The organism is Microbacterium lemovicicum (assembly GCF_003991875.1).
GTDB lineage: Bacteria > Actinomycetota > Actinomycetes > Actinomycetales > Microbacteriaceae > Microbacterium > Microbacterium lemovicicum.
Genome location: NZ_CP031423.1, coordinates 1,451,496 through 1,477,025, shown reverse-complemented (window position 1 = coordinate 1,477,025; position 25,530 = coordinate 1,451,496). Strand labels below are relative to the sequence as shown.

General features: G+C 71.7%; 23 protein-coding genes. 21 read left to right on the top strand and 2 right to left on the bottom strand.

Going from position 1 to position 25,530, the window contains the following annotated elements; all coding sequences use genetic code 11:
- From aroC to CVS47_RS06840, 4 genes are all read left to right on the top strand, one after another.
- Complete coding sequence (aroC, locus tag CVS47_RS06855; RefSeq protein WP_127095438.1) at window positions 1-1,218, top strand: chorismate synthase; 1,218 nt, start codon at window positions 1-3, stop codon at window positions 1,216-1,218.
- Window positions 1,215-1,799: a shikimate kinase gene (locus tag CVS47_RS06850; protein ID WP_127095437.1), complete on the top strand. Its 585-nt coding sequence runs from the start codon at window positions 1,215-1,217 to the stop codon at window positions 1,797-1,799. Before aroC ends, CVS47_RS06850 begins: the two co-directional genes overlap by 4 nt.
- Window positions 1,789-2,868 (top strand): 3-dehydroquinate synthase, encoded by a 1,080-nt coding sequence (aroB, locus tag CVS47_RS06845; protein WP_127095436.1) that lies wholly within the window; start codon window positions 1,789-1,791, stop codon window positions 2,866-2,868. Before CVS47_RS06850 ends, aroB begins: the two co-directional genes overlap by 11 nt.
- A 64-nt stretch (window positions 2,869-2,932) precedes the next feature.
- Window positions 2,933-5,251 (top strand): FdhF/YdeP family oxidoreductase, encoded by a 2,319-nt coding sequence (locus CVS47_RS06840; RefSeq protein ID WP_127095435.1) that lies wholly within the window; start codon window positions 2,933-2,935, stop codon window positions 5,249-5,251.
- Between the two features lie 27 nt (window positions 5,252-5,278).
- Here the strand turns inward: CVS47_RS06840 and CVS47_RS06835 are convergent, their stop codons facing one another.
- Entirely contained in the window at window positions 5,279-6,283 is a 1,005-nt protein-coding gene (locus CVS47_RS06835) for an NTP transferase domain-containing protein (protein WP_164734612.1), read from the bottom strand.
- 441 nt (window positions 6,284-6,724) lie between these two features.
- Between CVS47_RS06835 and fdhD the strand changes: the two genes are divergently transcribed.
- The 4 genes from fdhD (at window position 6,725) to nusB (ending at window position 9,091) form a co-directional block, all read left to right on the top strand.
- On the top strand, window positions 6,725-7,585 hold the full coding sequence (gene fdhD, locus CVS47_RS06830; protein ID WP_127095433.1) for a formate dehydrogenase accessory sulfurtransferase FdhD: 861 nt from the start codon (window positions 6,725-6,727) through the stop codon (window positions 7,583-7,585).
- Window positions 7,582-8,040: a type II 3-dehydroquinate dehydratase gene (locus CVS47_RS06825; RefSeq protein ID WP_127095432.1), complete on the top strand. Its 459-nt coding sequence runs from the start codon at window positions 7,582-7,584 to the stop codon at window positions 8,038-8,040. The genes fdhD and CVS47_RS06825 overlap by 4 nt, the downstream gene beginning before the upstream one ends.
- A 72-nt stretch (window positions 8,041-8,112) precedes the next feature.
- Window positions 8,113-8,673, top strand: a complete 561-nt coding sequence (gene efp, locus CVS47_RS06820; protein ID WP_127095431.1) for an elongation factor P — start codon at window positions 8,113-8,115, stop codon at window positions 8,671-8,673.
- Between the two features lie 10 nt (window positions 8,674-8,683).
- Window positions 8,684-9,091, top strand: coding sequence for a transcription antitermination factor NusB (nusB, locus tag CVS47_RS06815; protein WP_127095430.1), 408 nt, complete (start codon window positions 8,684-8,686; stop codon window positions 9,089-9,091).
- Window positions 9,092-9,193: 102 nt separating this feature from the next.
- Here the strand turns inward: nusB and CVS47_RS06810 are convergent, their stop codons facing one another.
- On the bottom strand, window positions 9,194-9,475 hold the full coding sequence (locus CVS47_RS06810) for a GlsB/YeaQ/YmgE family stress response membrane protein (protein ID WP_127095429.1): 282 nt from the start codon (window positions 9,473-9,475) through the stop codon (window positions 9,194-9,196).
- Window positions 9,476-9,602: 127 nt separating this feature from the next.
- Between CVS47_RS06810 and CVS47_RS06805 the strand changes: the two genes are divergently transcribed.
- From CVS47_RS06805 to CVS47_RS06745, 13 genes are all read left to right on the top strand, one after another.
- On the top strand, window positions 9,603-10,268 hold the full coding sequence (locus CVS47_RS06805; RefSeq protein WP_127095428.1) for a response regulator transcription factor: 666 nt from the start codon (window positions 9,603-9,605) through the stop codon (window positions 10,266-10,268).
- An 81-nt stretch (window positions 10,269-10,349) separates the two neighbouring features.
- Entirely contained in the window at window positions 10,350-11,927 is a 1,578-nt protein-coding gene (locus tag CVS47_RS06800; RefSeq protein WP_127095427.1) for a Rieske 2Fe-2S domain-containing protein, read from the top strand.
- Between the two features lie 131 nt (window positions 11,928-12,058).
- The gene (gene pyrR, locus CVS47_RS06795; protein WP_127095426.1) at window positions 12,059-12,619 is read left to right on the top strand and encodes a bifunctional pyr operon transcriptional regulator/uracil phosphoribosyltransferase PyrR; all 561 of its coding nucleotides are present in this window, start codon (window positions 12,059-12,061) and stop codon (window positions 12,617-12,619) included.
- Window positions 12,616-13,596, top strand: coding sequence for an aspartate carbamoyltransferase catalytic subunit (locus tag CVS47_RS06790; RefSeq protein WP_127095425.1), 981 nt, complete (start codon window positions 12,616-12,618; stop codon window positions 13,594-13,596). Before pyrR ends, CVS47_RS06790 begins: the two co-directional genes overlap by 4 nt.
- A complete protein-coding gene (locus tag CVS47_RS06785; protein ID WP_127095424.1) occupies window positions 13,593-14,918 on the top strand; it encodes a dihydroorotase in 1,326 nt (441 codons plus the stop codon). Before CVS47_RS06790 ends, CVS47_RS06785 begins: the two co-directional genes overlap by 4 nt.
- On the top strand, window positions 14,915-15,424 hold the full coding sequence (locus tag CVS47_RS06780) for a PH-like domain-containing protein (protein ID WP_127095423.1): 510 nt from the start codon (window positions 14,915-14,917) through the stop codon (window positions 15,422-15,424). Before CVS47_RS06785 ends, CVS47_RS06780 begins: the two co-directional genes overlap by 4 nt.
- Window positions 15,421-16,572: a glutamine-hydrolyzing carbamoyl-phosphate synthase small subunit gene (carA, locus tag CVS47_RS06775; protein ID WP_127095422.1), complete on the top strand. Its 1,152-nt coding sequence runs from the start codon at window positions 15,421-15,423 to the stop codon at window positions 16,570-16,572. The genes CVS47_RS06780 and carA overlap by 4 nt, the downstream gene beginning before the upstream one ends.
- Entirely contained in the window at window positions 16,572-19,859 is a 3,288-nt protein-coding gene (carB, locus tag CVS47_RS06770; protein ID WP_127095421.1) for a carbamoyl-phosphate synthase large subunit, read from the top strand. The genes carA and carB overlap by 1 nt, the downstream gene beginning before the upstream one ends.
- The gene (gene pyrF, locus CVS47_RS06765) at window positions 19,856-20,707 is read left to right on the top strand and encodes an orotidine-5'-phosphate decarboxylase (RefSeq protein WP_127095420.1); all 852 of its coding nucleotides are present in this window, start codon (window positions 19,856-19,858) and stop codon (window positions 20,705-20,707) included. The genes carB and pyrF overlap by 4 nt, the downstream gene beginning before the upstream one ends.
- Window positions 20,700-21,620 (top strand): guanylate kinase, encoded by a 921-nt coding sequence (gene gmk / locus CVS47_RS06760; protein WP_127095419.1) that lies wholly within the window; start codon window positions 20,700-20,702, stop codon window positions 21,618-21,620. Before pyrF ends, gmk begins: the two co-directional genes overlap by 8 nt.
- Window positions 21,621-21,781: 161 nt before the next feature.
- Complete coding sequence (gene rpoZ, locus CVS47_RS06755) at window positions 21,782-22,036, top strand: DNA-directed RNA polymerase subunit omega (RefSeq protein WP_127095418.1); 255 nt, start codon at window positions 21,782-21,784, stop codon at window positions 22,034-22,036.
- A 107-nt stretch (window positions 22,037-22,143) separates the two neighbouring features.
- Window positions 22,144-23,337, top strand: coding sequence for a methionine adenosyltransferase (gene metK / locus CVS47_RS06750; RefSeq protein WP_127095417.1), 1,194 nt, complete (start codon window positions 22,144-22,146; stop codon window positions 23,335-23,337).
- A gap of 194 nt (window positions 23,338-23,531) precedes the next feature.
- Window positions 23,532-25,520: a primosomal protein N' family DNA-binding protein gene (locus tag CVS47_RS06745; protein WP_127095416.1), complete on the top strand. Its 1,989-nt coding sequence runs from the start codon at window positions 23,532-23,534 to the stop codon at window positions 25,518-25,520.
- The last annotated feature ends 10 nt before the right edge of the window (window positions 25,521-25,530 follow it).

The following is a 25,530-nucleotide window of genomic DNA, read 5'->3' as shown; positions in this document are numbered from 1 at the left end:
ATGCTCCGCGTGCTCACGGCCGGCGAATCGCACGGCCCCGAACTCGTCGCCATCATGGAGGGCCTGCCCTCGGGTGTGCCCATCACCCTGACGGCGATCCGTGCCGACCTCGCTCGACGCAAGCTCGGCTACGGCCGCGGCTCCCGCATGAAGTTCGAGGAGGACGAGCTGTCGCTGTCCAGCGGCGTCGTCCACGGCCTCAGCCTCGGCAGCCCCATCGCACTGCGCATCGGCAACACCGAGTGGCCCAAGTGGATCGAGGTGATGAGCCCCGAGCCCATCGATCTCACCGACCGCTCGCGCGGGCGCGGTGCGGCCCTCACCCGCCCCCGCCCCGGTCACGCCGATCTGGTCGGCATGCAGAAGTACGACTTCGACGAGGCCCGGCCGATCCTCGAGCGCGCAAGCGCCCGTGAGACGGCGGCCCGCGTCGCCCTCGGCGCCGTCGCCCGCGCGTTCCTCGGAGAGCTCGGCATCCGCCTGGTCAGCCACACGCTGTCCATCGGACCGGTGCGGGTGCCCGATGACGCGCGGCTCCCGTCCCCCGACGACGTCGACGCGCTCGACGCCGATCCGCTGCGCTGCTTCGACGCCGCGACCTCCGCGCGCATGGTCGCCGAGGTCGACGACGCCCGCAAGGACGGCGACACCCTCGGTGGCATCGTCGAGGTGCTCGCCTACGGTCTCCCGCCGGGGCTCGGCTCGCACGTGCACTGGGACCGCCGCCTCGACGCGAAGCTCGCGCAGGCGATCATGAGCATCCAGGCCATCAAGGGCGTCGAAGTCGGCGACGGCTTCCTCACGACCACGCGCCGCGGCTCGCAGGCCCACGACGAGCTCTTCGCCACCGACGACGGCATCACCCGCTCGACCGACCGCGCCGGCGGCACCGAGGGCGGCATGTCCACGGGCACCGTGCTGCGCGTGCGGGCGGGCATGAAGCCGATCGCCACCGTGCCGCACGCCCTGCGCACCATCGACGTCGCCACGGGCGAGACGGCCGCCGCGCACCACCAGCGCTCCGACGTCTGCGCCGTGCCCGCCGCCGGTGTCGTGGCGGAGGCCATGGTCGCGATCGTGCTGGCGGAGGTCGTGCTCGAGAAGTTCGGCGGCGACAGCGTCGGCGAGACCCGACGCAACCTGCGCGGCTACCTCGACGCCATTCCCGCCACGCTCCAGACCGCCGCCGCGAGCGATCCCGCCCTCGCGGGCGCATGAGCGGCACGCACCCCGCGCTGGTGCTGATCGGCCCCATGGGCGCCGGCAAGACGAGCATCGGCCGGCGTGTGGCCAAGGCCCTGCAGGTGCCGTTCTACGACTCCGACATCGCGGTGATCCGCGACCACGGACCGATCGAGACGATCTTCGCCGAGCACGGTGAGCCGCAGTTCCGCGAGTGGGAGAAGGATGCGGTGCTCGCCGGTCTCGCCCAGGGCGGCGTCGTCGCGCTCGGCGGGGGAGCGGTGCTGCACGAGGGCAGCCGCGCCGCGCTCGCCGACCACCGGGTGGTGCTGCTGACGGTGGAGCCGCGCGTGGTGGCCGGTCGCGTGCGCGACAGCGCCCGCCCGCTGCTGCGCGGCCCTGCGGCCGAGCCCGGGCTGCCCAGCGCGCCGACCGATCCCATGACCCGCTGGACCGAGATCCTGCGCGCGCGGCGGCCCGTCTACGAGGCCGTCGCCGACGTGACCTTCGACACCTCGCACGGCCCGCTGCAGCAGGTGGCCGACGCCATCGTGGCATGGGCCCGCGACCCCCGCACCCCCGCCCCTCCAGGACAGGACACCCCGCATGAGCGATGACACCACCACGATCTCCGTCGCCGGGGAAGCGCCGTACGACGTCACCGTCGGACGCGGACTGCTCGCGGGCGTCGGCGCCATGCTGCCGCCGGAGGCGCGCAAGGTGCTCATCGTGCACCCGCCGACGCTGTCGGCCCAGGCCGAGTCGCTGCGCGAGATCCTGCGCGCCGACCGCGAGGTGCTGCTGGCCGAGATCCCCGACGCGGAGCAGGGCAAGCGCATCGAGGTCGCGGCCTTCTGCTGGCAGGTGCTCGGCCAGGCCGACTTCACGCGGACGGACGTCGTCGTCGGCTTCGGCGGCGGCGCGGTCACCGATCTCGCGGGCTTCGTCGCCGCCACCTGGCTGCGCGGCGTCGCGCTCGTGCAGGTGCCGACCACCGTGCTCGGCATGGTCGACGCGGCCGTCGGCGGCAAGACGGGGGTCAACACCGCGGAGGGCAAAAACCTGGTCGGCGCCTTCTGGCCGCCGCGCGCGGTGGTCTGCGACCTCGACCTGCTCGAGAGCCTCTCGCGCAACGAGACCGTCGCCGGCTTCGCCGAGGTGGTGAAGGCGGGTCTCATCTGGCATCCGGAGATCCTCGACCTCATCGAGGCCGACCACGTCGCCGCCACCGACCCGCAGAGCGCCGCATTCCGCCGCTGCATCGAGCTGGCGATCGACATGAAGGCGCGTGTCGTCGGAGAGGACCTGCGCGAGGCGAACCTGCGCGAAGTGCTCAACTACGGCCACACCCTCGGTCACGCGATCGAGCACGCCGAGCGCTACCGGTGGCGGCACGGCGCCGCCATCTCCGTGGGGATGGTCTTCGCCGCCGAGCTGTCGCGACTTGCGGGCCGGCTGCCGGATGCCGCGGCGCAGCGTCACCGCGACATCCTCGACACACTCGGGCTTCCCACCTCCTACCGCGCGGGCGCCTGGCCGCAGCTGCTGGCGACGATGCAGCGCGACAAGAAGAGCCGCGGCGGGATGCTGCGCTTCATCGTGCTCGACGACATCGCGCGTCCGACGGTGCTGCAGGCCCCCGACGAGTCGCTCCTCTTCGCCGCCTATCAGGAGGTCGGCGCGTGACGTCCTCCCGATGACGGGCTCGCCGCTCCGCCCCCGCGTCGCGGAGGTCGCCTAGCATCGGACCATGGTGAGGAAGCCTCCGAGCACGGACATCGACGAGCGGGACGTCCGCGTCTCGCACCCCAAGAAGGTCGCGGTGGGGGTGCCGGCGGTGCTGCACGCGCTGCAGATCTCCGAGGCGCAGATGGGCGCCGCCCGCACGGTGCGCACGCTCTCGCGCATCAACCAGAAGGACGGCTTCGACTGTCCCGGCTGTGCGTGGCCGGAGGAGGACAAGCGCCACATCGCGGAGTTCTGCGAGAACGGCGCGAAGGCGGTGGCCGAGGAGGCGACCGTGCGCCGCGTGGATGCGGCGTTCTTCGCCCAGCACTCCGTGGCCGAGCTCGGCGGCCACGACGACTGGTGGCTGGGTCAGCAGGGCCGGCTCACGCGCCCGATGATCCTCGACGAGGGCGCCACGCACTACCGCGAGGCGAGCTGGGACGAGGCGCTCACGACGGTGGCCGACGCGCTGAAAGCGCTCGACGACCCCGATGAGGCCACGTTCTACACGTCCGGCCGCACCTCCAACGAGGCGGCGTTCCTCTACCAGCTGCTCGTGCGCGGGCTCGGCACGAACAACCTGCCCGACTGCTCGAACATGTGCCACGAGTCCAGCGGCACGGCGCTCGTCGAGACGCTCGGCATCGGCAAGGGCACCGTCTCCATCGAAGACGTGCACCAGGCGGAGCTGATCATCGTGGCGGGTCAGAATCCCGGCACGAACCATCCGCGCATGCTCAGCGCGCTGGAGAAGGCGAAGGCGAACGGCGCCACCATCGTCGCGGTGAACCCGCTGCCGGAGGCCGGGCTCATCCGATTCGAGAACCCGCAGACCCCCCGCGGCGTCATCCTCGGGGGCACCCGCATCGCCGACGACTTCGTGCAGATCCGCCTCGGCGGAGATCAGGCGCTGTTCCAGGCCATCGGCAAGCATCTGCTCGAGCGCGAGCGCGCCGACGGCGCGGTGTTCGACCACGACTTCATCGCCCGGCACACCAGCGGGCTCGACGACTACCTCGCGCAGCTCGACGCCGTGGAGTGGTCGGAGCTGGAGGCCGCGACCGGGCAGTCGGAGGCCGACCTCCGTCGCGTCGGCGAGCGCGTCCGCACGTCTGAGGCGACGATCGTGTGCTGGGCCATGGGGCTGACGCAGCATCCGCATTCCGTCCCCACCCTCCGCGACGTCGTGAACGTGCTTCTCCTCCAGGGCAACCTCGGCAAGACCGGCGCCGGGGTCTGCCCGGTGCGCGGTCACTCCAACGTCCAGGGCGACCGCACGATGGGAATCTACGAGAAGCCGCAGGAGGGGTTCCTGGAGAGCCTCGACCGCGAGTTCGACTTCCTCGCGCCGCGGGAGCACGGCTACGACGTCGTCGAGGCGATCCGCGCGATGCGCGACGGGCGCACCCGGGTCTTCATGGCCATGGGCGGCAATTTCGTCAGTGCGACGCCCGACACCGAGGTCGTCGAGGCCGCGGTGCGCAACGTCGACCTCACCGTGCAGGTCTCGACCAAGCTGAACCGATCGCACACGGTCACCGGACGCCGCGCCGTCATCCTGCCGACGCTCGGGCGCACCGACCGTGATGTGCGGCGCGGCGTCGACCAGCGGGTGACGGTCGAGGACTCGATGAGCGCCGTCCACGCGTCACGGGGCCGTCTCGCCCCGCCGAGCGAGGACATGATGTCGGAGCCGGCGATCATCGCCCGGCTGTGCGGCCTTGTCTTCGGCGACCGCCCCGACTCGATCGCCGTGCCGCGGGCGGACTGGAAGGCGCTGGAGAGCGACTACACGCTCATCCGCTCGCACATCTCCCGGGTCGTGCCGGGCTTCGAGGACTTCGAGGCCCGCGTGGCCAAGGGGCGCACGTTCGTGCTGCCCAACGGTCCCCGCGACGACCTGTCGTTCGCGACCCCGGACGGCCTCGCGCACTTCACGCGGAACGCGCTGGAGTACCCCGTGATCCCGGAGGGGCGGCTGCTGCTGCAGACGCTGCGCTCGCACGATCAGTACAACACCACGATCTACGGCAAGGACGACCGCTACCGCGGGGTGTTCGGCGGCCGCCGCGTGGTGTTCGTCAACGCGTGCGACCTCGAGGCGCTCGGCTTCGCCGACGAGGAGGTCGTCGACCTCGTCTCGGAGTGGCGGACGCCGGACGGCCGTGTCGAGGAGCGCTGGGCCACGGAGTTCCGCATCGTCTCGTACGACACCCCCCGCGGCAACGCGGCGGCGTACTACCCGGAGACGAACGTGCTGGTGCCGCTGGACTCGACGGCGGCGGAGAGCAACACGCCCACGTCGAAGTCGGTGATCATCCGCCTGCAGAAGCGGCGCTGATCCGCCGGCCCGGCCGGCGACGCTCGTTCAGTCGACGCGCCAGCCGCGCGCCAGTTCGACGACCGCGGCAACGGTCTCCTCGACGTCCGCCTGCGTACCGCCCGCGCGGCCCGCGACGAAACCGGCCACGAAGGCACTCAGGGGCGCGGCCGGGCGCGCGACGCCGTGCGCGACGTCCCGCGCGAGATCGAGCACGAGCGCGATCGGGATGTCCTCCGGCGCCAGACCGAAGCGATCCGCGAGGGCGGCGGTCCAGGCATCCAGAGCCTCGGGAGGAAGCGGAGCGTCTGCGGCGGCCATGGTGACTCCTTCGCGGTCATCGCGCGCCAGGCGCGCGATCCAGACATCCTCCCACGTGTCGACATCGCGCGACATGCCCGCGGCGTCGCGGATCTCGGTGATGCGGAGGCCCTGCAGGAGCTGCCTCACCGACGCGCCCGTCGGGTCTCCGAGGCCGCTCAGCCGTGCGCGCAGAGCCGCCGTGCGATAGCGGGCCAGCAGCGGCTGCCGGCGGCCCTCCGCGTCGACGAGGCATGCGCCGTCGACAGCGGTCGCGTCGGCGGTGGTTCCGGCGGTGGCGGTCGCGTCGGCTGTGGTTCCGGCGGTGGCGGTCGCGTCGGCGGCGGTGCCGTCGGCGGTGGTTCCGGCGGTGGCGGTCGCGTCGGCGGCGGTGCCGTCGGCGGCGGTGGTCGTGGCGCCGACGAGCAGCGCGACCGCGTCGGCGGAGCGGGGGAGATCGGCGGCGAGCACCAGCACCCAGTCCGTCGCGACCGCGGGCAGGGCCGCGGCGATGGCGGCGACCGGCCCGCCGAAGGCGGGGTCCTCCCGCACGGTGCGGACACCGGAGACGCCGGAGGCGGGCGGTCCGACCACCACGACGTCGGCGCATCCGGCACCGCGGGCGGCATCCACGGCCCGCTGCAGCAGCGAGCGTCCGCGCACCTCGAGCAGCGGCTTCGCGACCCCGCCGAGCCGTCGCGCGGCGCCGCCGGCGAGGATGATCGCCGTGTGATCGCCGAGCCCCTGGGTCATCCGCTCAGCCTGACACGCCTCGCAGGGGCGGGTGCGGCCTCGGCGCCATTCAGCTGACGTGATCTGCGGGAACGCCCGCCGCCAGCCGCACCTCGCGACGGGTGAACGACCACCGGCATCCGGCTCCGATCCACCTGACACCCCACACAGGAACGCGCGCCGCCCACCCGCACCTCGCGTCAGGAGAACGAACCACCGGCATCCGGCTCCGATCCACCTGACGCCGCACGCGGGAACGCACGCCGCCCAGCCGCACCTTGCGTCAGGTGAACGAACCACCGGCACCCGGCTCCGATCCACCTGACGCCCCACACGGGAACGCACGCCGCCCAGCCGCATCGCGCGACAGGTGAACCGCGCTGCTCGCGGCGGGGGCGGCGACAGGCGCGCGGGGTGGCTCTAGGCTCGTCGCATGCCGACGACCGCCGACCGGATCCGCTGATGGGACGCATCACCGCGAGAGCACCCATCGTGAAGCTCCGCGTGGGCGGGGGCAGCATCCGCCGCGCCGACACCCTCGCTGTCGAGGAGCCCCTGGAGATCCGTGTCGCCGGCACACCCCTCGCCGTCACCATGCGCACCCCCGGCCACGACGTCGAGCTCGCGGCGGGCTTCCTCGTGTCGGAGGGCGTCATCTCCGCGGGCGGCGACCTTCTCGGCGCCATCCACTGCGGCGGTCCCGGCACCGGCGGGGCGGAGAACACCTACAACGTGCTCGACGTCACGCTCGCCCCGGGCGTCGCCCCGCCGGCCCCCGAGGTCGCCCGCAACTTCTACACGACGAGCTCGTGCGGCGTGTGCGGCAAGGCCTCGATCGAGGCGGTGCGCACCGTGTCGGTGCACGACGCGAGCACCGACGACGTGCAGGTCGAGGCCGCCGCGCTGGCCGCCTACCCCGACCGGCTCAGAGCCGAGCAGGCCGTCTTCGACAAGACCGGCGGCCTCCACGCCGCGGCGCTCTTCGACATGCTCACCGGCGAGCTGCTCGTGCTGCGCGAGGACGTGGGGCGCCACAACGCCGTCGACAAGGTCGTCGGATGGGCGGCTCAGCACGACCGCCTGCCGCTGCGCGGCGTCGCCCTTCAGGTGTCGGGTCGCGCGAGCTTCGAACTCGTCCAGAAGGCGGCGATGGCCGGCATCCCGCTCCTGGCGGCCGTGTCGGCGCCGTCGTCGCTCGCCGTCGAGCTGGCGGGGGAGCAGGGCATCACCCTCGTGGGCTTCCTCCGCGGCGACACGATGAACATCTACGCGCGGGCCGACCGCATCCTCGACACCGTGCACGAGGCGCAGGTGAGCGCGTGACCGCGCCGCGTCGGCTCCTGCTCGTCAACGGGCCGAACCTCAACCTGCTCGGCACCCGCGAGCCCGAGGTCTACGGCACGCAGACGCTCGCCGATGTCGAGTCGCTGACCCGCGCCACCGCGGCGGAGGCCGGCTTCGACGTGCGGGCCGTGCAGAGCAACCACGAGGGCGTGCTCATCGACGCCATCCACGGCGCCCGCACCGACTGCGCCGGCATCGTGATCAACCCCGGCGGGCTCACCCACACCTCGGTCGTGCTGCGCGACGCGCTCAGCGGCGTCGCCCTGCCCGTCGCCGAGGTGCACATCTCCGACGTGCGCGCGCGCGAGGAGTTCCGGCACTTCTCCTACGTCGCCGATGTCGCCATGGTGCACGTCATCGGCGAGGGCGTCGCCGGCTACGCGACCGCCACGAGGCGCCTGCTGCAGGTCATCACCGGTCGCGCCGACGGCTGAACACGCCGCCGCGTTTAGGATGAAGGGTCGGCCCTCACCGGGCGAACCCTCACGAACGGATTTCCCACCCCCATGGCATCGACCGCAGACATCAAGAACGGCGTCGTCCTCAGCATCGACGGTCAGCTCTGGAACGTCATCGAGTTCCAGCACGTCAAGCCCGGCAAGGGCGGCGCCTTCGTGCGCACCAAGCTGAAGAACGTCGTGTCCGGCAAGGTCGTCGACCGCACGTACAACGCCGGAGCGAAGATCGACATCGAGAACGTCGACCGCCGCGACTTCACCTACCTCTACAACGACGGCGACTCGTTCGTCTTCATGGACGTCGCGGACTACGACCAGCTCCAGGTCCCCGCGGCCGTCGTCGGCGACGCGAAGAACTTCATGCTCGAGAACCAGCAGGTGCAGATCGCGCTGAACAACGACAACCCGCTGTACGTCGAGCTCCCGGCATCCGTCGTCCTGGAGATCACCTACACCGAGCCCGGACTGCAGGGCGACCGCTCGTCGGCGGGCACGAAGCCCGCGACGGTCGAGACCGGCTACGAGATCCAGGTGCCGCTGTTCCTCGAGACGGGCACCCGCGTGAAGGTCGACACCCGCACGGGCGACTACCTCGGCCGCGTCAACTGACGCGCCCCCGATGAGCGCCCGCACGAAGGCGCGCAAACGCGCGCTCGACATCCTGTTCCAGGCCGACGTCCGCGGCGACGAGCCCCGGACGATCCTGGCCGCCGAGGCCAAGCGCGCCGCCAGCGAGCCCGCCCGCGAGGCCTCCTGGCTGTACGCGCGTGAGATCGTCGACGGCGTCATCGACAACCGCGACGCCATCGACGAGCAGATCACCACGTTCGCGAAGGACTGGTCGCTCGCGCGCATGCCCGCCGTCGACCGCGCCCTGCTGCGCATCGGCGTGTGGGAGCTGCTCTACAACGACGAGGTGCCCGCCGGCGTCGCGATCGACGAGGCCGTCGAGCTCGCCAAGGAGTTCAGCACCGACGACTCCGGATCGTTCGTGCACGGCGTGCTCGCACGCGTGGCCCGCTCCTAGAAGCGGCACGACGAAGGGCCGGAGGGGTGGATGCCCCGCCGGCCCTTCGTCTTTCCGTCCCGCTGTCGCGGGCGGGGCATGACCCCGCCCGTCAGCAGGTGATCAGGAGCGTCCGACTCCGCGACGACGGTTCACGGCCACGTAGATGCCGAGGACGACGATCGCGCCGATGATGGAGCCGACGATGCCGGCGGGCTGGAAGAAGCCCTCGGCGGCGTCGCGCTGGAAGATCAGGAAGCCGAGGAATCCGCCGACGAACGAGCCGACGATCCCCAGGACGATCGTCATGAGGATGCTCATGCTCTGCTTGCCGGGGATGACAGCACGAGCGATGAAGCCGGCGATCAGACCGACGACGATGAGACTGATGATGAGACCGAGCATGGTGTCCTCCTATGGTGTGCGCCCGCCGGATGGGGGTGCCCGATGATGGGCGCTGCGACGGGCAGTGACCCCAGACAACCACCCCTGCGGGTGTGGCGTCACACCCCTGGGGGTGTAAAGCTGAATCATGCCCGCAAACGAGCGCCCCATCACCGTATGTCTGGTCGACGATTACGACGTGGTGCTCAAGGGCCTCGCCCACATGTTCGACGAGTACCGGGACCGCGTCATCGTGGCGGAGATCGACGCCAATGCGGAGATGAGCGACGAGGTCGACGTCGTGCTCTACGACTCGTTCGCGCAGCCCGAGTCCGACCACGTCGAGATCGCCGCGCTGGTGAAGAACCCGCGCGCGCGACGCGTGGTCGTCTACACCTGGAACTTCGCGCCGCAGCTCGTGGAGACGGCCCGGGATCTCGGCGTGCACGGCTACCTCTCCAAGACCCTCAGCGCCCGCGAGCTCGTCGAGGCGATCGAGGCGGTGCATGCGGGGGATGTCGTCTTCACCCCCCAGGAGCGGCGGGCGCCGAGCGCTCCGGGGCTGGACTGGCCCGGGAAGCGCGAGGGCATCACCGACCGCGAGTCGGAGATCCTCGCCCTCATCACCCAGGGGAAGAGCAACGCCGAGGTCGCCACGCTCACCTACCTGAGCCCCAACACCGTCAAGTCCTACATCCGCTCCGTCTACCGCAAGATCGGCGCCGGCAGCCGGACGCAGGCCGTGCTCTACGGCACGCAGCACGGGTTCGCGCCCGACACCCACCGCATCGACCACTGGATGGGCGGTCCCTGAGCCCAGCGACCCCCGCCCGCACGGGTGCGGCTCAGGGCCGCCGCAGACGCGGCGCGTAGACTCGATCGGGAAGGAGAACGCATGCGGATCACAGGGCTCGGCCATGCCGGGATGTTCATCGAGACGACCGGCGGCAGCATCCTCTGCGACCCCGTCATCGGTCCGAGCTTCTTCGGATCGTGGTTCCCGTTCCCCGACAACCGCGCGCTCGACTGGGAGCGCTTCGGCGCCGCCGACTTCCTCTACATCTCCCACCGGCACCGCGACCACTTCGATCCGGCACTGCTGGAGCGGTACGTCCGCAAGGACATTCGGGTGCTGCTGCCGGAGTACCCGACCGACGACCTCGAGTCCGACCTGCGGGCGCTCGGCTATGAGAACATCATCGCCACGCAGGCCGGCGTGCCCCTGGAGTTCGGCGATCTGACACTTATGGTGACGCCCCTGCGCGCGCCCAGCGACGGACCCATCGGCGACTCCTCGCTGAGCGTGGACGACGGCACGGCCAGCGTGCTGAACCAGAACGACTCGCACCCGCTCGACCTCGAGGCGCTGATGGCGTTCTCGAAGCCCGATGCGTACTTCACGCAGGTGTCGGGCGCGATCTGGTGGCCGATGGTCTACGACCTGCCGCAGGACTCGAAGCAGAACTTCGCCCGCCTCAAGCGCGAGGCCCAGAACAAGCGTGCGATGTACTACATCGAGAAGGTCGACGCGGAGCACGTGTTCCCGATGGCGGGGCCGCCGATGTTCCTGCGCGAGGAGCTCTTCCGCTACAACGGCACGGGCCTCGAGAACGACTCGATCTTCACCGACCAGCGCGAGTTCCTCGCGCACATGGCCGAGCAGCGCCCCGATCAGAAGGGCTACCTGTTCCTCCCCGGGACCCAGGTCGACGTCGACCACCAGGACGTCACGGTCACCCAGACGCTCTACACCGACGCCGAGATCGAGCACGTCTTCGGCGACAAGTGGACCTACCTGGCCGAGCAGCGCGACAGCCGTCAGGACGCCATCGCCGCCGAGGAGGCCTCGCGCGCCGACGTGCTGGCGCCAGAGGAGATGCTCGCGGCGATCAAGGAGTGGTGGGAGCCGCTGCTGCGCCGCGCGCGCACCATCCGCAACGGCGTCGGCGGCGCGGTGCGCTTCCGTATCGGCGAGCTCGACATGGTCGTGGACTTCCCGAAGGCCAAGGTGCGGGCGTTCGAGGGGGAGGAGTGCATCTACTGGTACACCATCCCCGCCGATCTGGTCTCGACGAACATCCGCGACCACGAGATCGACTGGTCGAACTCGATCTTCCTGTCGATGCAGTTCGAGGTCGGTCGCAGCGGCAAGTTCAACGAGTTCCTCACGACCTTCCTCAAGTGCCTCTCGCGCGACCGCATCGAGTACGTCGAGAACTGGTACGCCGAGCAGTCCGACCAGACCGAGGACGTGCAGCTGGAGGACTGGGTCATCCAGCGCCGCTGCCCGCACCTGCGCGCCGACCTCACCAAGACCGGGAAGATCGAGGACGGCGTGCTCACGTGCAGCCTCCACGACTGGAAGTGGGACCTCGCGACCGGCCGCTGCCTGACCACCACCGGTCACCCGATGCGCTCCAGCCGCGTCGAATCGGCGCGCGCCGACGAGCCGCTCGAGGCACCCGCCGCCTGATCCGCGCATCAGCGTCGCCGCAGCATCCGTCCGAGGCGACGCGGATGCCGCGGCCTCCGGCTCCGGTAGGCTGGACCGAGCACCACAGCAACCTTTAACACCGTCCCGTGAGGCGGAGAAGGGAGCGGCGGATGAGCACGCCCTCTGCGGTCCCCGATGTCGGGGCCGCCCGCGTCGTCATGACCGGCGCCGACATCACCCGGGCCCTGACTCGGATCTCGCACGAGATCCTCGAGTCCAACCGCGGCCCCGACGGCCTCGTCATCCTGGGCATCCCCACGCGCGGCGTCACGCTGGCCGAACGGATCGGGGCTCTGCTGTCGCAGTTCTCCGGCACGCCCGTGCCCACCGGGGCGCTGGACGTGACGATGTACCGCGACGACCTGCATCGACAGCCCACCCGCACACCGCGGCCGACCCAGATCCCGCCGGGCGGCATCGACGGGCGAACCGTCGTGCTGGTGGACGATGTGCTGTTCTCGGGCCGCAGCATCCGCTCCGCCCTCGATGCCCTGCAGGACATCGGCCGCCCGGCGGCGGTGCGCCTCGCGATCCTCGTCGACCGCGGACACCGCGAGCTGCCGATCCGTCCCGACTTCGTGGGCAAGAACCTCCCGAGCTCCCGCGACGAGCGGGTCAACGTCCGCGTCGCCGAAGTCGACGGCGCCGAGGAGGTGACGATCGAGTCATGAGGAACCTCCTGGACACCGCGTCCCTCACGCGTGCCGACGCGATCCGCATCCTCGACGTCGCCGAGGACATGGCCGACACGCAGCAGCGCGAGATCAAGAAGCTCCCGACCCTTCGCGGCAAGACCGTCGTGAACCTCTTCTTCGAGGACTCCACGCGCACCCGCATCTCGTTCGAGGCCGCGGCCAAAAGGCTGAGCGCCGACGTCATCAACTTCTCGGCGAAGGGGTCGAGCGTCTCGAAGGGAGAATCGCTGCAGGACACCGCGCAGACCCTTCAGGCCATGGGCGCGGATGCTGTCGTGATCCGCCACGGGGCCTCGGGCGCCCCGCGGACGCTGGCGAGCAGCGGGTGGATCACGGCGGGCGTGGTCAACGCGGGCGACGGCACGCACGAGCATCCGACGCAGGCGCTGCTGGACGCGTTCACGATCCGCAAGCGCCGGTTCGGCGGCGACAGCCGCGGCCGCGGCCTCGACGGATTGCGCGTCACCATCGTCGGCGATGTGCTGCACTCCCGCGTCGCGCGCTCGAACGTCTGGCTGCTGACGACGCTGGGCGCATCCGTCACCCTCGTCTCACCGCCGACGCTGGTTCCGCAGGACGTCTCGGGCTGGCCGGTGACGATCCGCTACGACCTCGACGAGGCCATCGCGCACGAGCCGGACGCGCTCATGGTGCTCCGCATCCAGCTGGAGCGCATGAGCGCGGCGTATTTCCCCACTGAACGGGAGTATTCCCGGCGCTGGGGTCTCGACGCCGAACGGTTGGCGGCCCTCGCGCCCGGTAGCATGGTGATGCACCCCGGACCCATGAACCGAGGGCTGGAGATCTCCGCCGACGCCGCCGATTCCCCGCGATCGACCGTGCTCGAGCAGGTCGCCAACGGCGTCTCGGTGCGCATGGCCGTGCTCTACCTGCTTCTGGCGGGGGAGCGGACCGGCGACGACCACCGCGAGACGAAGGACGACGCACGATGAGCCCCGCTTCCGAGTCCCCGGTCCTCCTCCTCCGCGGCGCGCGCCTCGAGGGCGGCGACGCGGCCGACATCGTCATCGACGGCGGCCGGATCGCCGAGGTGGGCTCCGGCCTCAGCCGCGCGGGCGCCACGGTCGTCGACGCCGACGGCCTCGTCGCGCTCCCCGGTCTGGTCGATCTGCACACGCACCTCCGCGAACCCGGCTACGAGGCGTCCGAGACGATCCTCACGGGATCCCGCGCCGCCGCGGCGGGCGGCTTCACCGCCGTCTTCGCGATGCCGAACACCTCGCCCGTGGCCGACACCGCCGGCGTGGTCGAGCAGGAGCTCGCCCTCGGCGAGGCCGCCGGGTACGTCACCGTGCAGCCCATCGGCGCCGTCACCGTCGGCCAGAAGGGCGAGCGCCTCGCCGAGCTCGGCGCCATGGCGTCGTCGCGGGCCCGCGTGCGGGTGTTCAGCGACGACGGGTTCTGCGTGTTCGACCCGCTGATCATGCGCCGCGCCCTGGAGTACGTGAAGGCGTTCGACGGCGTCGTCGCCCAGCACGCGCAGGACCCGCGACTCACCGAGGGGGCTCAGCTCAACGAGGGCGCCGTCTCGGCCGAGCTCGGCCTCGCCGGCTGGCCCGCCGTCGCCGAGGAGTCGATCATCGCCCGCGACGTGCTCCTCGCGCAGCACGTCGGCTCGCGCCTGCACGTGTGCCACCTGTCCACCGCCGGCTCGGTCGACATCGTCCGCTGGGCCAAGAAGCGCGGCGTGAACGTCACCGCCGAGGTGACGCCCCACCACCTGCTGCTCACCGACGAGCTGGCGCGCGGCTACGACGCGCGCTACAAGGTCAACCCGCCGCTGCGGCGCGAGGAGGACGTGCTCGCGGTGCGCGAGGGCCTCGCCGACGGGACGATCGACATCGTCGCCACCGACCACGCCCCGCACCCCGCCGAGGCGAAGGCGTGCGAGTGGCTGGCGGCCGCCAACGGCATGGTCGGGCTCGAGAGCGCCCTGCGCGTCGTGCAGCTCGCGATGGTCGATACCGGACTGCTGCAGTGGGCGGATGTCGCGCGCGTCCTGTCGCGGACGCCCGCCCGCATCGGACGGCTCCAGGGCCACGGCACGCCGCTCGAGGCCGGTCAGCCCGCTTCGGTCACGCTGTACGACCCGGCCCCGGTGCGCACCTTCTCGGCCGACGACCTGCACGGCAGAAGCCGGAACTCGCCGTACCTGGGTCGCGAGCTGCCCGGCGAGGTGCGCTGGACGATCCACCGCGGTCGCGCGACGGTCGCCGACGGCGTGCTGAAGGATGCCGCGGAGGTGTCCGCATGAGCCGCGAAGGCGCCTTGATCGTCACCATCCTGTTCGCGCTCGCCATCCTGGGCGTCCTCGCCTGGGCGTGGCGGCGCCGCACCCGACGCGACGCGGGCCTGACCGCTCCCGTCGGCGAGGCGCCCGCGGGCGCGCAGGTGCTCGCGCAGTTCGCCGGGCTGTACGTGGCCACGACCGTCCACGACGACCCGCTCGAGCGTCTCGCAATCCGCCGCCTCGGCTTCCGCTCGAAGGCCGATCTGACCGTGACCGACGCCGGCGTCGCCCTCGACCTCACCGGTTCGCCGCGGATCTTCCTCCCCGCCCACCGCCTCACCGGCGTCGGCCAGAGCACGGTGGCGATCGACCGCGTGGTCGAGCGCGACGGCCTGGCCCGCCTGTCCTGGCTCATCGACGACGACCGCATCGTCGACACCTACTTCCGCCCCCAGAACGACTCCGCCCGCGCGATCGTCGACGCGGTGCGCCCCCTGGTTCCCTCGACTCCCACAGGAAGCGACGCATGACCGCCCTGATCACGAAAGACCCTGCCGTCCTCGTCCTCGAAGACGGCACCCGCCACCTCGGACGCGCCTACGGCGCCCGCGGCACGACCCTCGGGGAGGTGGTCTTCTCCACCGGCATGACCGGCTACCAGGAGACCCTGACCGACCCGTCCTACGCCGGGCAGATCGTGCTGCAGACCGCCCCGCACATCGGCAACACCGGCATGAACGGCGAGGACGTCGAGTCGCGCCGCATCTGGGTGGCCGGCTACATCGTGCGCGACCCCGCGCGCGTCGTGTCGAACTGGCGCGCGGAGCAGTCGCTCGACGACGCCCTCGTCACCGACGGCATCGTCGGGATCAGCGGCATCGACACCCGCTCGATCACGCGCCACATCCGCTCCGCCGGCAGCATGCGGGGCGGGATCTTCTCGGGGGATGCCGCGGCCCTCCCCGTCGACGAGCAGCTGCGCATCGTGCGCGACGCGCCGCAGATGGCCGGGCAGAACCTGTCGGCCGAAGTGTCGGTGGACTCCGTGCAGGTGACGCCGGCGACGGCGGAGCGGATCGGCAACCTCGCCGTGCTCGACCTGGGCGTCAAGCAGGCGACGATCGACAACCTCGCCGCCCGCGGCTTCGACGTGCACGTGCTCCCGCAGGACGTCACGATCGACGACATCCGCGCGATCGACCCCGTCGCGGTGTTCTACTCCAACGGACCGGGCGACCCCGCGGCATCCGGCGATCACGTGGAGCTGCTGCGCGCCGTGCTCGATGACCGCCTGCCCTTCTTCGGGATCTGCTTCGGCAACCAGCTGCTCGGACGCGCCCTCGGCCTCGGCACCTACAAGCTGCCCTTCGGCCACCGCGGCATCAACCAGCCGGTGCTGGACAAGACCACCGGTCGCGTGGAGATCACCGCCCATAACCACGGCTTCGCCGTCGAGGCGCCCCTGGAGGGCAGCTTCCAGAGCCCCCACGGCTACGGCGCCGTCGAGGTCAGCCACGTCGGCCTCAACGACCAGGTCGTCGAGGGTCTCCGCGCCCTGGACATCCCGGCGTTCTCGGTGCAGTACCACCCCGAGGCGGCGGCCGGTCCCCATGACGCCAACTACCTCTTCGACCGCTTCCGCGACCTCGTCGTGACCACCCTGGAGGAGAAGAAGTAATGCCGAAGCGCGACGACATCCACTCCGTCCTGGTCATCGGCTCCGGCCCGATCGTCATCGGACAGGCCTGCGAGTTCGACTACTCCGGCACCCAGGCGTGCCGCGTGCTGCGCGAGGAGGGCGTGCGCGTCATCCTCGTCAACTCGAACCCGGCGACGATCATGACCGACCCCGACTTCGCCGACGCGACCTACATCGAGCCCATCAACTGGCAGGTGATCGAGACGATCATCGCCAAGGAGAAGCCCGACGCGATCCTGCCGACGCTGGGCGGTCAGACCGCGCTCAACGCGGCGATCGACCTCCACAAGAACGGGATCCTCGAGAAGTACGACGTCGAGCTCATCGGCGCCGATTTCGAGGCGATCAACCGCGGCGAGGACCGGCAGATCTTCAAGCAGCTCGTGCTGGACGCGGGGGCGGATGTCGCGGCATCCGTCATCTGCCACTCCATGACCGAGCTGATCGAGGGCGCCGAGAAGCTGGGCTACCCCCTCGTCGTCCGCCCCTCGTTCACGATGGGCGGCCTCGGATCGGGCTTCGCCTACGACGAGGACGACCTCCGCCGCATCGGCGGCGCCGGCCTGCACGACTCGCCGACGCACGAGGTGCTGCTCGAGGAGTCCATCCTCGGGTGGAAGGAGTACGAGCTCGAGCTCATGCGCGACACGGCCGACAACACCGTCGTGGTCTGCTCCATCGAGAACGTCGACCCCGTCGGCGTGCACACCGGCGACTCGATCACCGTCGCCCCGGCGCTCACGCTGACCGACCGCGAGTACCAGAAGCTGCGCGACATCGGCATCGACATCATCCGCGCCGTGGGCGTGGACACCGGCGGCTGCAACATCCAGTTCGCCGTCGACCCCGCCACCGGCCGCATCATCGTCATCGAGATGAACCCGCGCGTCTCGCGGTCCTCCGCGCTGGCCTCCAAGGCCACCGGCTTCCCGATCGCGAAGATCGCCGCCAAGCTCGCCATCGGCTACCGCCTCGACGAGATCCCGAACGACATCACGGGCGTGACCCCGGCGAGTTTCGAGCCGACGCTCGACTACGTCGTGGTCAAGGTGCCGCGCTTCAACTTCGAGAAGTTCCCGGCCGCCGACACGACCCTCACGACCACCATGAAGTCGGTCGGCGAGGCGATGGCCATCGGCCGCAACTACTCCACCGCCCTGCAGAAGGCATTGCGCTCGCTCGAGAAGCGCGGCTCGAGCTTCCACTGGGGCGACGAGGACCGCTCGGCCGACGAGCTGCTGCGCGTCGCCGCGGTGCCGACCGACGGCCGCATCGTGGTGCTTCAGCAGGCCCTCCGTTTCGGCGCCACCCCGGAGCAGGCGTTCGAGGCCACGAAGATCGATCCCTGGTTCATCGACCAGATCGTCCTCATCAACGAGGTCGCCGACGCCGTCCGCGCCGCCGACGAGCTCGATGCCGACACGCTCTTGCTGGCCAAGGAGCACGGCTTCAGCGACGTGCAGATCGGGCAGCTGCGGGGCATCCCCGAGACCGAGGTCCGCGGCATCCGTGCGGCTATGCGGCTCCGCCCCGTCTACAAGACGGTCGACACGTGCGCGGGGGAGTTCCCCGCGCTCACGCCGTACCACTACTCGAGCTACGACTTCGAGACCGAGGTGACGCCCTCCGACCGCTCGAAGGTCGTCATCATCGGCTCCGGCCCCAACCGCATCGGCCAGGGCGTCGAGTTCGACTACTCCTGCGTGCACGCCTCGTTCGCGCTGTCGGATGCCGGCTACGAGACCGTCATGGTCAACTGCAACCCCGAGACCGTCTCGACCGACTACGACACCAGCGACCGGCTGTACTTCGAGCCGCTCACCATGGAGGACGTGCTGGAGGTGCTCCACGCCGAGTCGCAGTCGGGGGAGATCCTCGGCGTGATCTGCCAGCTCGGCGGCCAGACGCCGCTCGGACTCGCCAAGGGCATCGAGGAGGCGGGCTACCGCATCCTCGGCACCAGCCCCGCCGCCATCGACCTCGCCGAGGAGCGCGAGCTGTTCTCGCGCCTGCTCGACACCGCCGGACTCGTCGCCCCGCGCAACGGCACGGCGATCGATGTGGACGGCGCCGTCGCGGTGGCCGACGAGATCGGGTACCCGGTGCTCGTGCGCCCGAGCTTCGTGCTCGGCGGCCGCGGCATGGAGATCGTCTACTCGACCGAGGCGCTGCGCGACTATTTCGTGCGCATCGCCGACCAGGCGATCATCGGCCCCGGCCTGCCGCTCCTGGTCGACCGCTTCCTCGACGACGCGATCGAGATCGACGTCGACGCGCTGTACGACGGCGATCAGCTGTACATCGGCGGCGTCATGGAGCACCTCGAGGAGGCCGGCATCCACTCCGGCGACTCCAGCTGCACCCTGCCGCCCGTGAGCCTCGGACGCAGCGACATCGACCGCGTGCGCGCGGCCACCGAGCTCATCGCCGCGGGCGTGGGCGTGCGCGGACTCCTCAACGTGCAGTTCGCCATCAGCGCCGGCGTGCTCTACGTCATCGAGGCGAACCCCCGCGCGAGCCGCACCGTGCCCTTCGTCTCGAAGGCGCTGGGCATCCCGCTCGCCAAGGCCGCCAGTCGCATCATGACCGGCACGCGCATCGCCGAGCTCATCGCCGAGGGTCTGCTGCCCGAGCGCGACGGCTCGCGCGTGCCGCTGGGCGCACCCGTCGCCGTCAAGGAGGCCGTGCTGCCCTTCAAGCGCTTCCGCACCCGCGAGGGCGTCACGGTCGACTCCGTCCTCGGCCCGGAGATGCGCTCCACCGGCGAGGTCATGGGCATCGACCGCGACTTCCCGACGGCGTTCGCCAAGAGCCAGTCGGCCGCGTACGGCGGCATGCCGCTGTCGGGCACCGTGTTCATCTCGGTCGCCGACAGCGACAAGCGCGCCGTCATCCTGCCCGCCCACCGCCTGCAGCAGCTCGGGTTCACCCTGGTCGCGACCGAGGGCACGGCGGAGATCCTCAGCCGCAACGGCATCGACGTGACGGTGGTCAGCAAGTACAGCGAGACGCAGGACAGCGGGGAGCGCAACATCGTCGACCTGATCAACGCGGGTGAGATCGACATCGTCGTGAACACCCCGTCGGGCGGCTCGGCGCGCGCGGACGGCTATGAGATCCGCGCGGCGGCCGTGGCGGGCGACAAGGCGCTGTTCACCACGATGGCGGTGCTCGGCGCGGCCGTGAGCGCGATGGACGCGATGCACGACGGTTTCACGGTCCGCAGCCTCCAGGAGTACGCGCAGGACCGGGCGGAGCGCGGATGACGACATTCGGACAGCGCCTGAGCGCCGCGCTCGACGAGCACGGCCCGCTCTGCGTCGGGATCGACCCGCATCAGGGCCTGCTGGACTCCTGGAGACTGGATGCCTCGGCCGCCGGCGTGCGGGAGTTCGGGCTGCGCGTGGTCGAGGCCGCCGCCGGCCGGGTCGGGATCGTCAAGCCGCAGGTTGCGTTCTTCGAGCGCTGGGGCTCTGCCGGATTCGCGGCGCTCGAAGACGTCCAGACGGCCGCCCGCGAGGCCGGACTCCTCGTGATCGCCGACGCGAAGCGGGGCGACATCGGCACGACGATGGAGGGCTACACGGCCGCCTGGCTCATGCCCGGCGCACCGCTCGAGGCCGACGCCGTCACGCTCTCGCCCTACCTCGGCCCCGACTCCCTGCACGGAGCGCTGACCGCGGCGCTCCGGTACCGGAAGGGCGCGTTCGTGCTCACCGCGACGAGCAACCCCGAGGCATCAGTCCTGCAGTCCGCCACCGTCTCCGAGGCGGAGGGCGACGGCGAGTCGGTCGCCGAGCGCGTCGCGCGCGACGTCGGCTCGCACAACGTCGGACTGCCGGGGGCACTGGGCTCGATCGGCCTGGTCGTCGGCGCCACGGTCGATCGCCGCTCCTACGGTCTGAGCGACGTCGTGCTGGCCGGGACGCCCGTGCTCGCCCCGGGGTTCGGGGCGCAGGGCGCCGAGCCGCGCGATCTGAAGCGCCTGTTCGGGTACGTCGCCTCGGGCGTCGTCGCCAACGAGAGCCGCAGCATCCTCGCCGTCGGTCCCGACCGGATCGCCGCACGCATCCAGGAGCGCGCCGAGCTGTACCGGGAGGCCCTGCGTGGTTGACGACGAGACGCCCCGACCGGCCACAAGCACCCGGCCTCCCGAGGTCGACCGTGCCGCGGCATCCCGTCGTGCCGTCGCGGCCCGCCGGGAGCGCGCCGCACTCAAGCGCGACGTCACGATGCGCGTCATCGCCCCGCAGGAGCTGCTGCACCGGGCGCTCGAGCATCCGGAGTCGCCCGCCGGAGCGATGCGCGTCACGGAGTTCCTCACCGCGATCCCCGCGATCGGCGAGGGCAAGCGCGACCGCATCCTCGCCCAGCTGGGCATCTCGCCGGTCAAGCGCCTCGGCGGCCTCGGCATCCGTCAGCGCGACGCCCTGCGGCACTTCCTCGACGAGAGGATGCCGCAGCCCGCCCCCCGCGAGGGCCGCAGCAACCTCGTGGTGCTGGCCGGTCCCACGGCCGTCGGCAAGGGGACGGTGGCCGCGCACATCCGCGAGCACCACCCCGAGATCCTGCTGTCGGTGTCGGCGACGACGCGCGCGGCACGCCCCGGCGAGGTCGACGGCGAGCACTACTACTTCGTCGACGACGCCGAGTTCGACCGCATGGTGGCCGACGGCGAGCTGCTCGAGCACGCCACGGTGCACAACCGGTTCCGCTACGGCACACCGCGGGGTCCGATCGACGCCGCGCTCGCCGAGGGACGCACGGTGCTGCTGGAGATCGACCTGCAGGGCGCCCGCCAGGTGCTGGCGGCCGAGCCGAGCGCGACCCTCGTGTTCCTCCTCCCGCCGAGCTGGGACGAGCTCGTCCACCGCCTCGTCGGACGGGGGACCGAGGATGCCGAGGAGCGCGCCCGGCGCCTGCGCACCGCGAAGGTGGAGCTCGCCGCCCAGGGGGAGTTCGACTACCGCGTGGTGAACGACGACGTGGCCCGCGCCGCGTCCGAGGTCGTGTCGCTCGCGGGCTGACGCGTGCCCGGCACGTGTCAGGTGACGCGTGATGCGGGAACCGGGGGCGATGACCGCATCCCGCGCCAGGCGAAGCTCACAACGAGGACGCGCTAGAATAGGGAAATTGCGTGCCTGCGCCTCGCGCGGCGCGCTCATCGACACCGAACCAGGAGGTTCCCATGGCCGGAACGAATCAGGGCATCATCGACCCGCCCATCGACAGCCTGCTCGACAAGGTCGACTCCAAGTACCAGCTCGTGATCTACGCATCGAAGCGCGCGCGTCAGATCAACGACTACTACTCCGACCTGCACGAGGGAAACCTCTTCGACAACGTGGGCCCGCTCGTCGACTCCACCGTCGAGGACAAGCCCCTCACCATCGCGATGCACGAGATCCACGAGGACAAGCTGCGCCTGCGCAGCGCCGAGTGAGTCGACCCCTTTTGTGACGGACCGTTTCGGTCCGTCCTGATGCCCCGGACGGCTGTCGGCTGTCCGGGGCATACTCGTGCCCACCCCCGTTCCGACCTGGAGACCCGATGACCGAGCTGCGTCTGTTCACCTCTGAATCCGTCACCGAGGGGCATCCCGACAAGATCTGCGACCAGATCTCCGACAGCATCCTCGATGCGATCCTGACCGAGGATCCCGACGGACGCGTCGCGGTCGAGACCCTCGTCACCACCGGCCTCGTGCACGTCGCGGGGGAGGTCTCCACCTCGGCGTACGTCGAGATCCCGGCGATCGTCCGCTCGGTGGTGAACCGCATCGGCTACACCTCCAGCGACACCGGCTTCGACGGCGACTCGTGCGGCGTGAGCGTATCGATCGGCGCGCAGTCCTCCGACATCGCCGCCGGCGTCGACCGCGCATTCGAGCGGCGCGAGGGCGGCTCGGTCGACCCCCGCGACGAGCAGGGCGCCGGCGACCAGGGCATCATGTTCGGCTACGCCACCACCGAGACGCCGCAGCTCATGCCGATGGCCGCGTGGACCGCGCACCGGATGGCCGAGCGCCTCGCGGAGGTGCGTCGCAGCGGCGAGCTGCCGTTCCTGCGGCCCGACGGCAAGACGCAGGTGACCCTCGGGTACGAGGGCGCCATCCCGCGCACCGTCGAGTCCGTCGTGCTCTCGACCCAGCATCAGCCCGACATCTCGCAGAAGGCCCTCCGCGCGGCCGTGCGTGCCGAGGTCATCGAACCCGTCCTCGAAGCCACCGGGCTCGCGCACGGCGACGTCGAGTTCTACATCAACCCCGCCGGACCCTTCGTCATCGGCGGGCCCAAGGGCGACGCCGGCCTGACCGGCCGCAAGATCATCATCGACACCTACGGCGGCGCGGCGCGTCACGGCGGCGGTGCGTTCAGCGGCAAGGACCCGTCGAAGGTCGACCGCTCCGCCGCGTACGCCATGCGCTGGGTCGCGAAGAACGCCGTCGCCGCCGGCCTCGCCGACCGGATCGAGGTGCAGGTCGCCTACGCGATCGGCAAGGCCAAGCCCGTCGGCATCTACGTCGAGACGTTCGGCACCGGCACCGTGTCGGACGAGGTCATCACCGCCGCGATCCGCGACGTCTTCGACCTGCGCCCGAAGGCCATCATCGACAGCCTCGACCTGCTGCGCCCGATCTACGCGAAGACCGCGGCGTACGGGCACTTCGGCCGCGAGCTCGAAGAGTTCACCTGGGAGCGACTCGACCGCGTCGACGAGCTGCGCGCCGCCGCCGGCCTGTGACCCCACCGCCGGAGCCGACGGACGGCGGGCGGATCCCCGACATCCCGGCGACCGACCCCGCGCCGGCTGCAACCCCGGCGGCCGCAGCGCCGCACGCCGCGGCGCCGTCGGCCCCTGCGCCGGCTGCAACCCCGCTTACCGCAGCGCCGCACACCCCCGCGCCGCCCCCCGGAAGCCGCCGCCGGGTCGCCCGCGTGCTCCTGGACTCCCCGCTGCCGCAGCTCGACCGGCTGTTCGACTACGCGGTGCCCGCGCAGTGGCACGCGGATGCCGCGCCCGGCGTCCGCGTGAAGGTCCCGCTGCGATCGGCCGGGCGCACGGTCGACGGCTTCATCGTCGAGCTGGCCGACGAGGAGCCGAGCGACCGGCCGCTGTCGGAGCTCGACACCGTCGTCTCGCCGATGCCCGTGCTGACGCCCGACCTCTACCGCCTCGCACGCCGCGCGGCCGATCGGGCGGCGGGTGGGGCATCCGACATCCTCCGCCTCGCCATCCCCAAGCGCATGGTGCGCGCCGAGAAGACGTGGACGGCGGCGTCGCCGCCCGCTGTCCCGGTCATCCAGCCCGACACGCAGGCGTGGGCCGACGAGGTGCTCGGCGTCTACCCGCGGCTCGCCTCGGCCCTCGCCGCGAGCGAGCGGGTGGCGGTCGACGCGCCCCCGCACACCGAGCCGGCCTCGCGTCGCGCGATCGAGGGCGACGAACCCGTCGAGGTCGGGGCCTGGGCGCACCTGCTCGTCGCGGCCGCCGCCCGGACGCTCGCCGACGGCCGCAGCGCCATCATCGTCGTGCCCGACCACCGCGATCAGGCGCAGGTGCAGCACGTGATCGACGCGCACGGGCTGACGGATGCCGCGGTGGCCGTCGACGCGCGCCGCAGCGGTCCGGAGCGCTACGCCTCGTTCCTGCGCACCCTCGCCGCGGCGCCCTGCATCGTCGTCGGCAACCGCTCGGCCGTCTACGCGCCCGTCGCGCGGGTCGGGCTCATCGCGCTGTGGGATGACGGCGACGCGCTGCTCGCCGAGCCGCTCAGCCCCGGAGTGCACGCGCGCGACGCCGCGCTCATCCGGCAGGAGCTCGACGACTGCGCGCTGCTGTTCGCCGGTCACACCCGCTCCGCCGACGTCGAGCGGCTGGTCGGGCTCGGCTGGGTGCACGAGGTGACCTCCGCCCGACGGGAGTCGCCTCGGGTCGTGCTCAGCGCCACGCGCGAGGGGGAGGCCCGCTCCGCCCGTGTGCCCTCCGCCGCCTTCGCCTCCGCCCGCGAGGCGCTCGCCCTCGGCCCCGTGCTCGTGCAGGTGTCGCGCCCCGGCTACGCCCCGGTGCTGGTCTGCGCGGAGTGCCGCAAGCCGGCGCGCTGCCTGCACTGCGCCGGGCCGCTGCACGCCACGCGGCCGGGAGCGGTCCCCGAGTGCGGCTGGTGCGGTCGGGCCGCCGTCGGGTGGCACTGCATCCACTGCGAGTCCACGCGCGTGCGCATGGCGTCCTCCGGCAGCGAGCGCACCGCCGACGAGCTGGGCCGCGCCTTCCCCGGCGTGCGGGTCATCGTCGCCGACGGACAGCACCCGGTCACGCAGGTCGACGCGCGCCCGGCGCTGGTCGTCGCCACGCGCGGCGCCGAGCCGCTCGCGGTCGGCGGCTACCGCGCCGTGGTGCTGCTGGACGGCGACCGGATGCTGATGGCCGACGATCTGCGCATCGGCGAGGCGTGCCTGCGCTGGTGGTCCAACGCGGCCGCCCTCGCGGCGCCCGGTGCGCCCGTGCACCTCGTCGGCGTCACCGGCGGCGTGGCCCGGGCCCTCGCGACCTGGACGCAGCCCGCCTACGCCCGTGCGGAGCTCGCCGACCGCGCACCGCTGCGGATGCCGCCGTCGATGCGGGTCGCCGCCGTCGAGGGCACGGTCGCCGCGGTCGACACCGCGCTCGCCACGCTGCGCGGCGACGTGCCCGCCCTCGACGACGAGGCGGTGCTCGGCCCGCTCACGGGACCCGCCGAGACCGACGGCCCCGCGTCCCGCGCCTTCGTCCGCTTCGACTACGCCCACGGCGGCGCCGTCACCGCGAGCCTGCGCGCCTCCGTCGTCGCGGAGGCCCTCCGCTCGCGCCGCCCGGTGAAAGGGCGCCCGCCCGGACCCCGCAATACACTCAGAGTCCGGGTCGACGTGCCCGACCTCGACCTGTGAGGAACCCCGT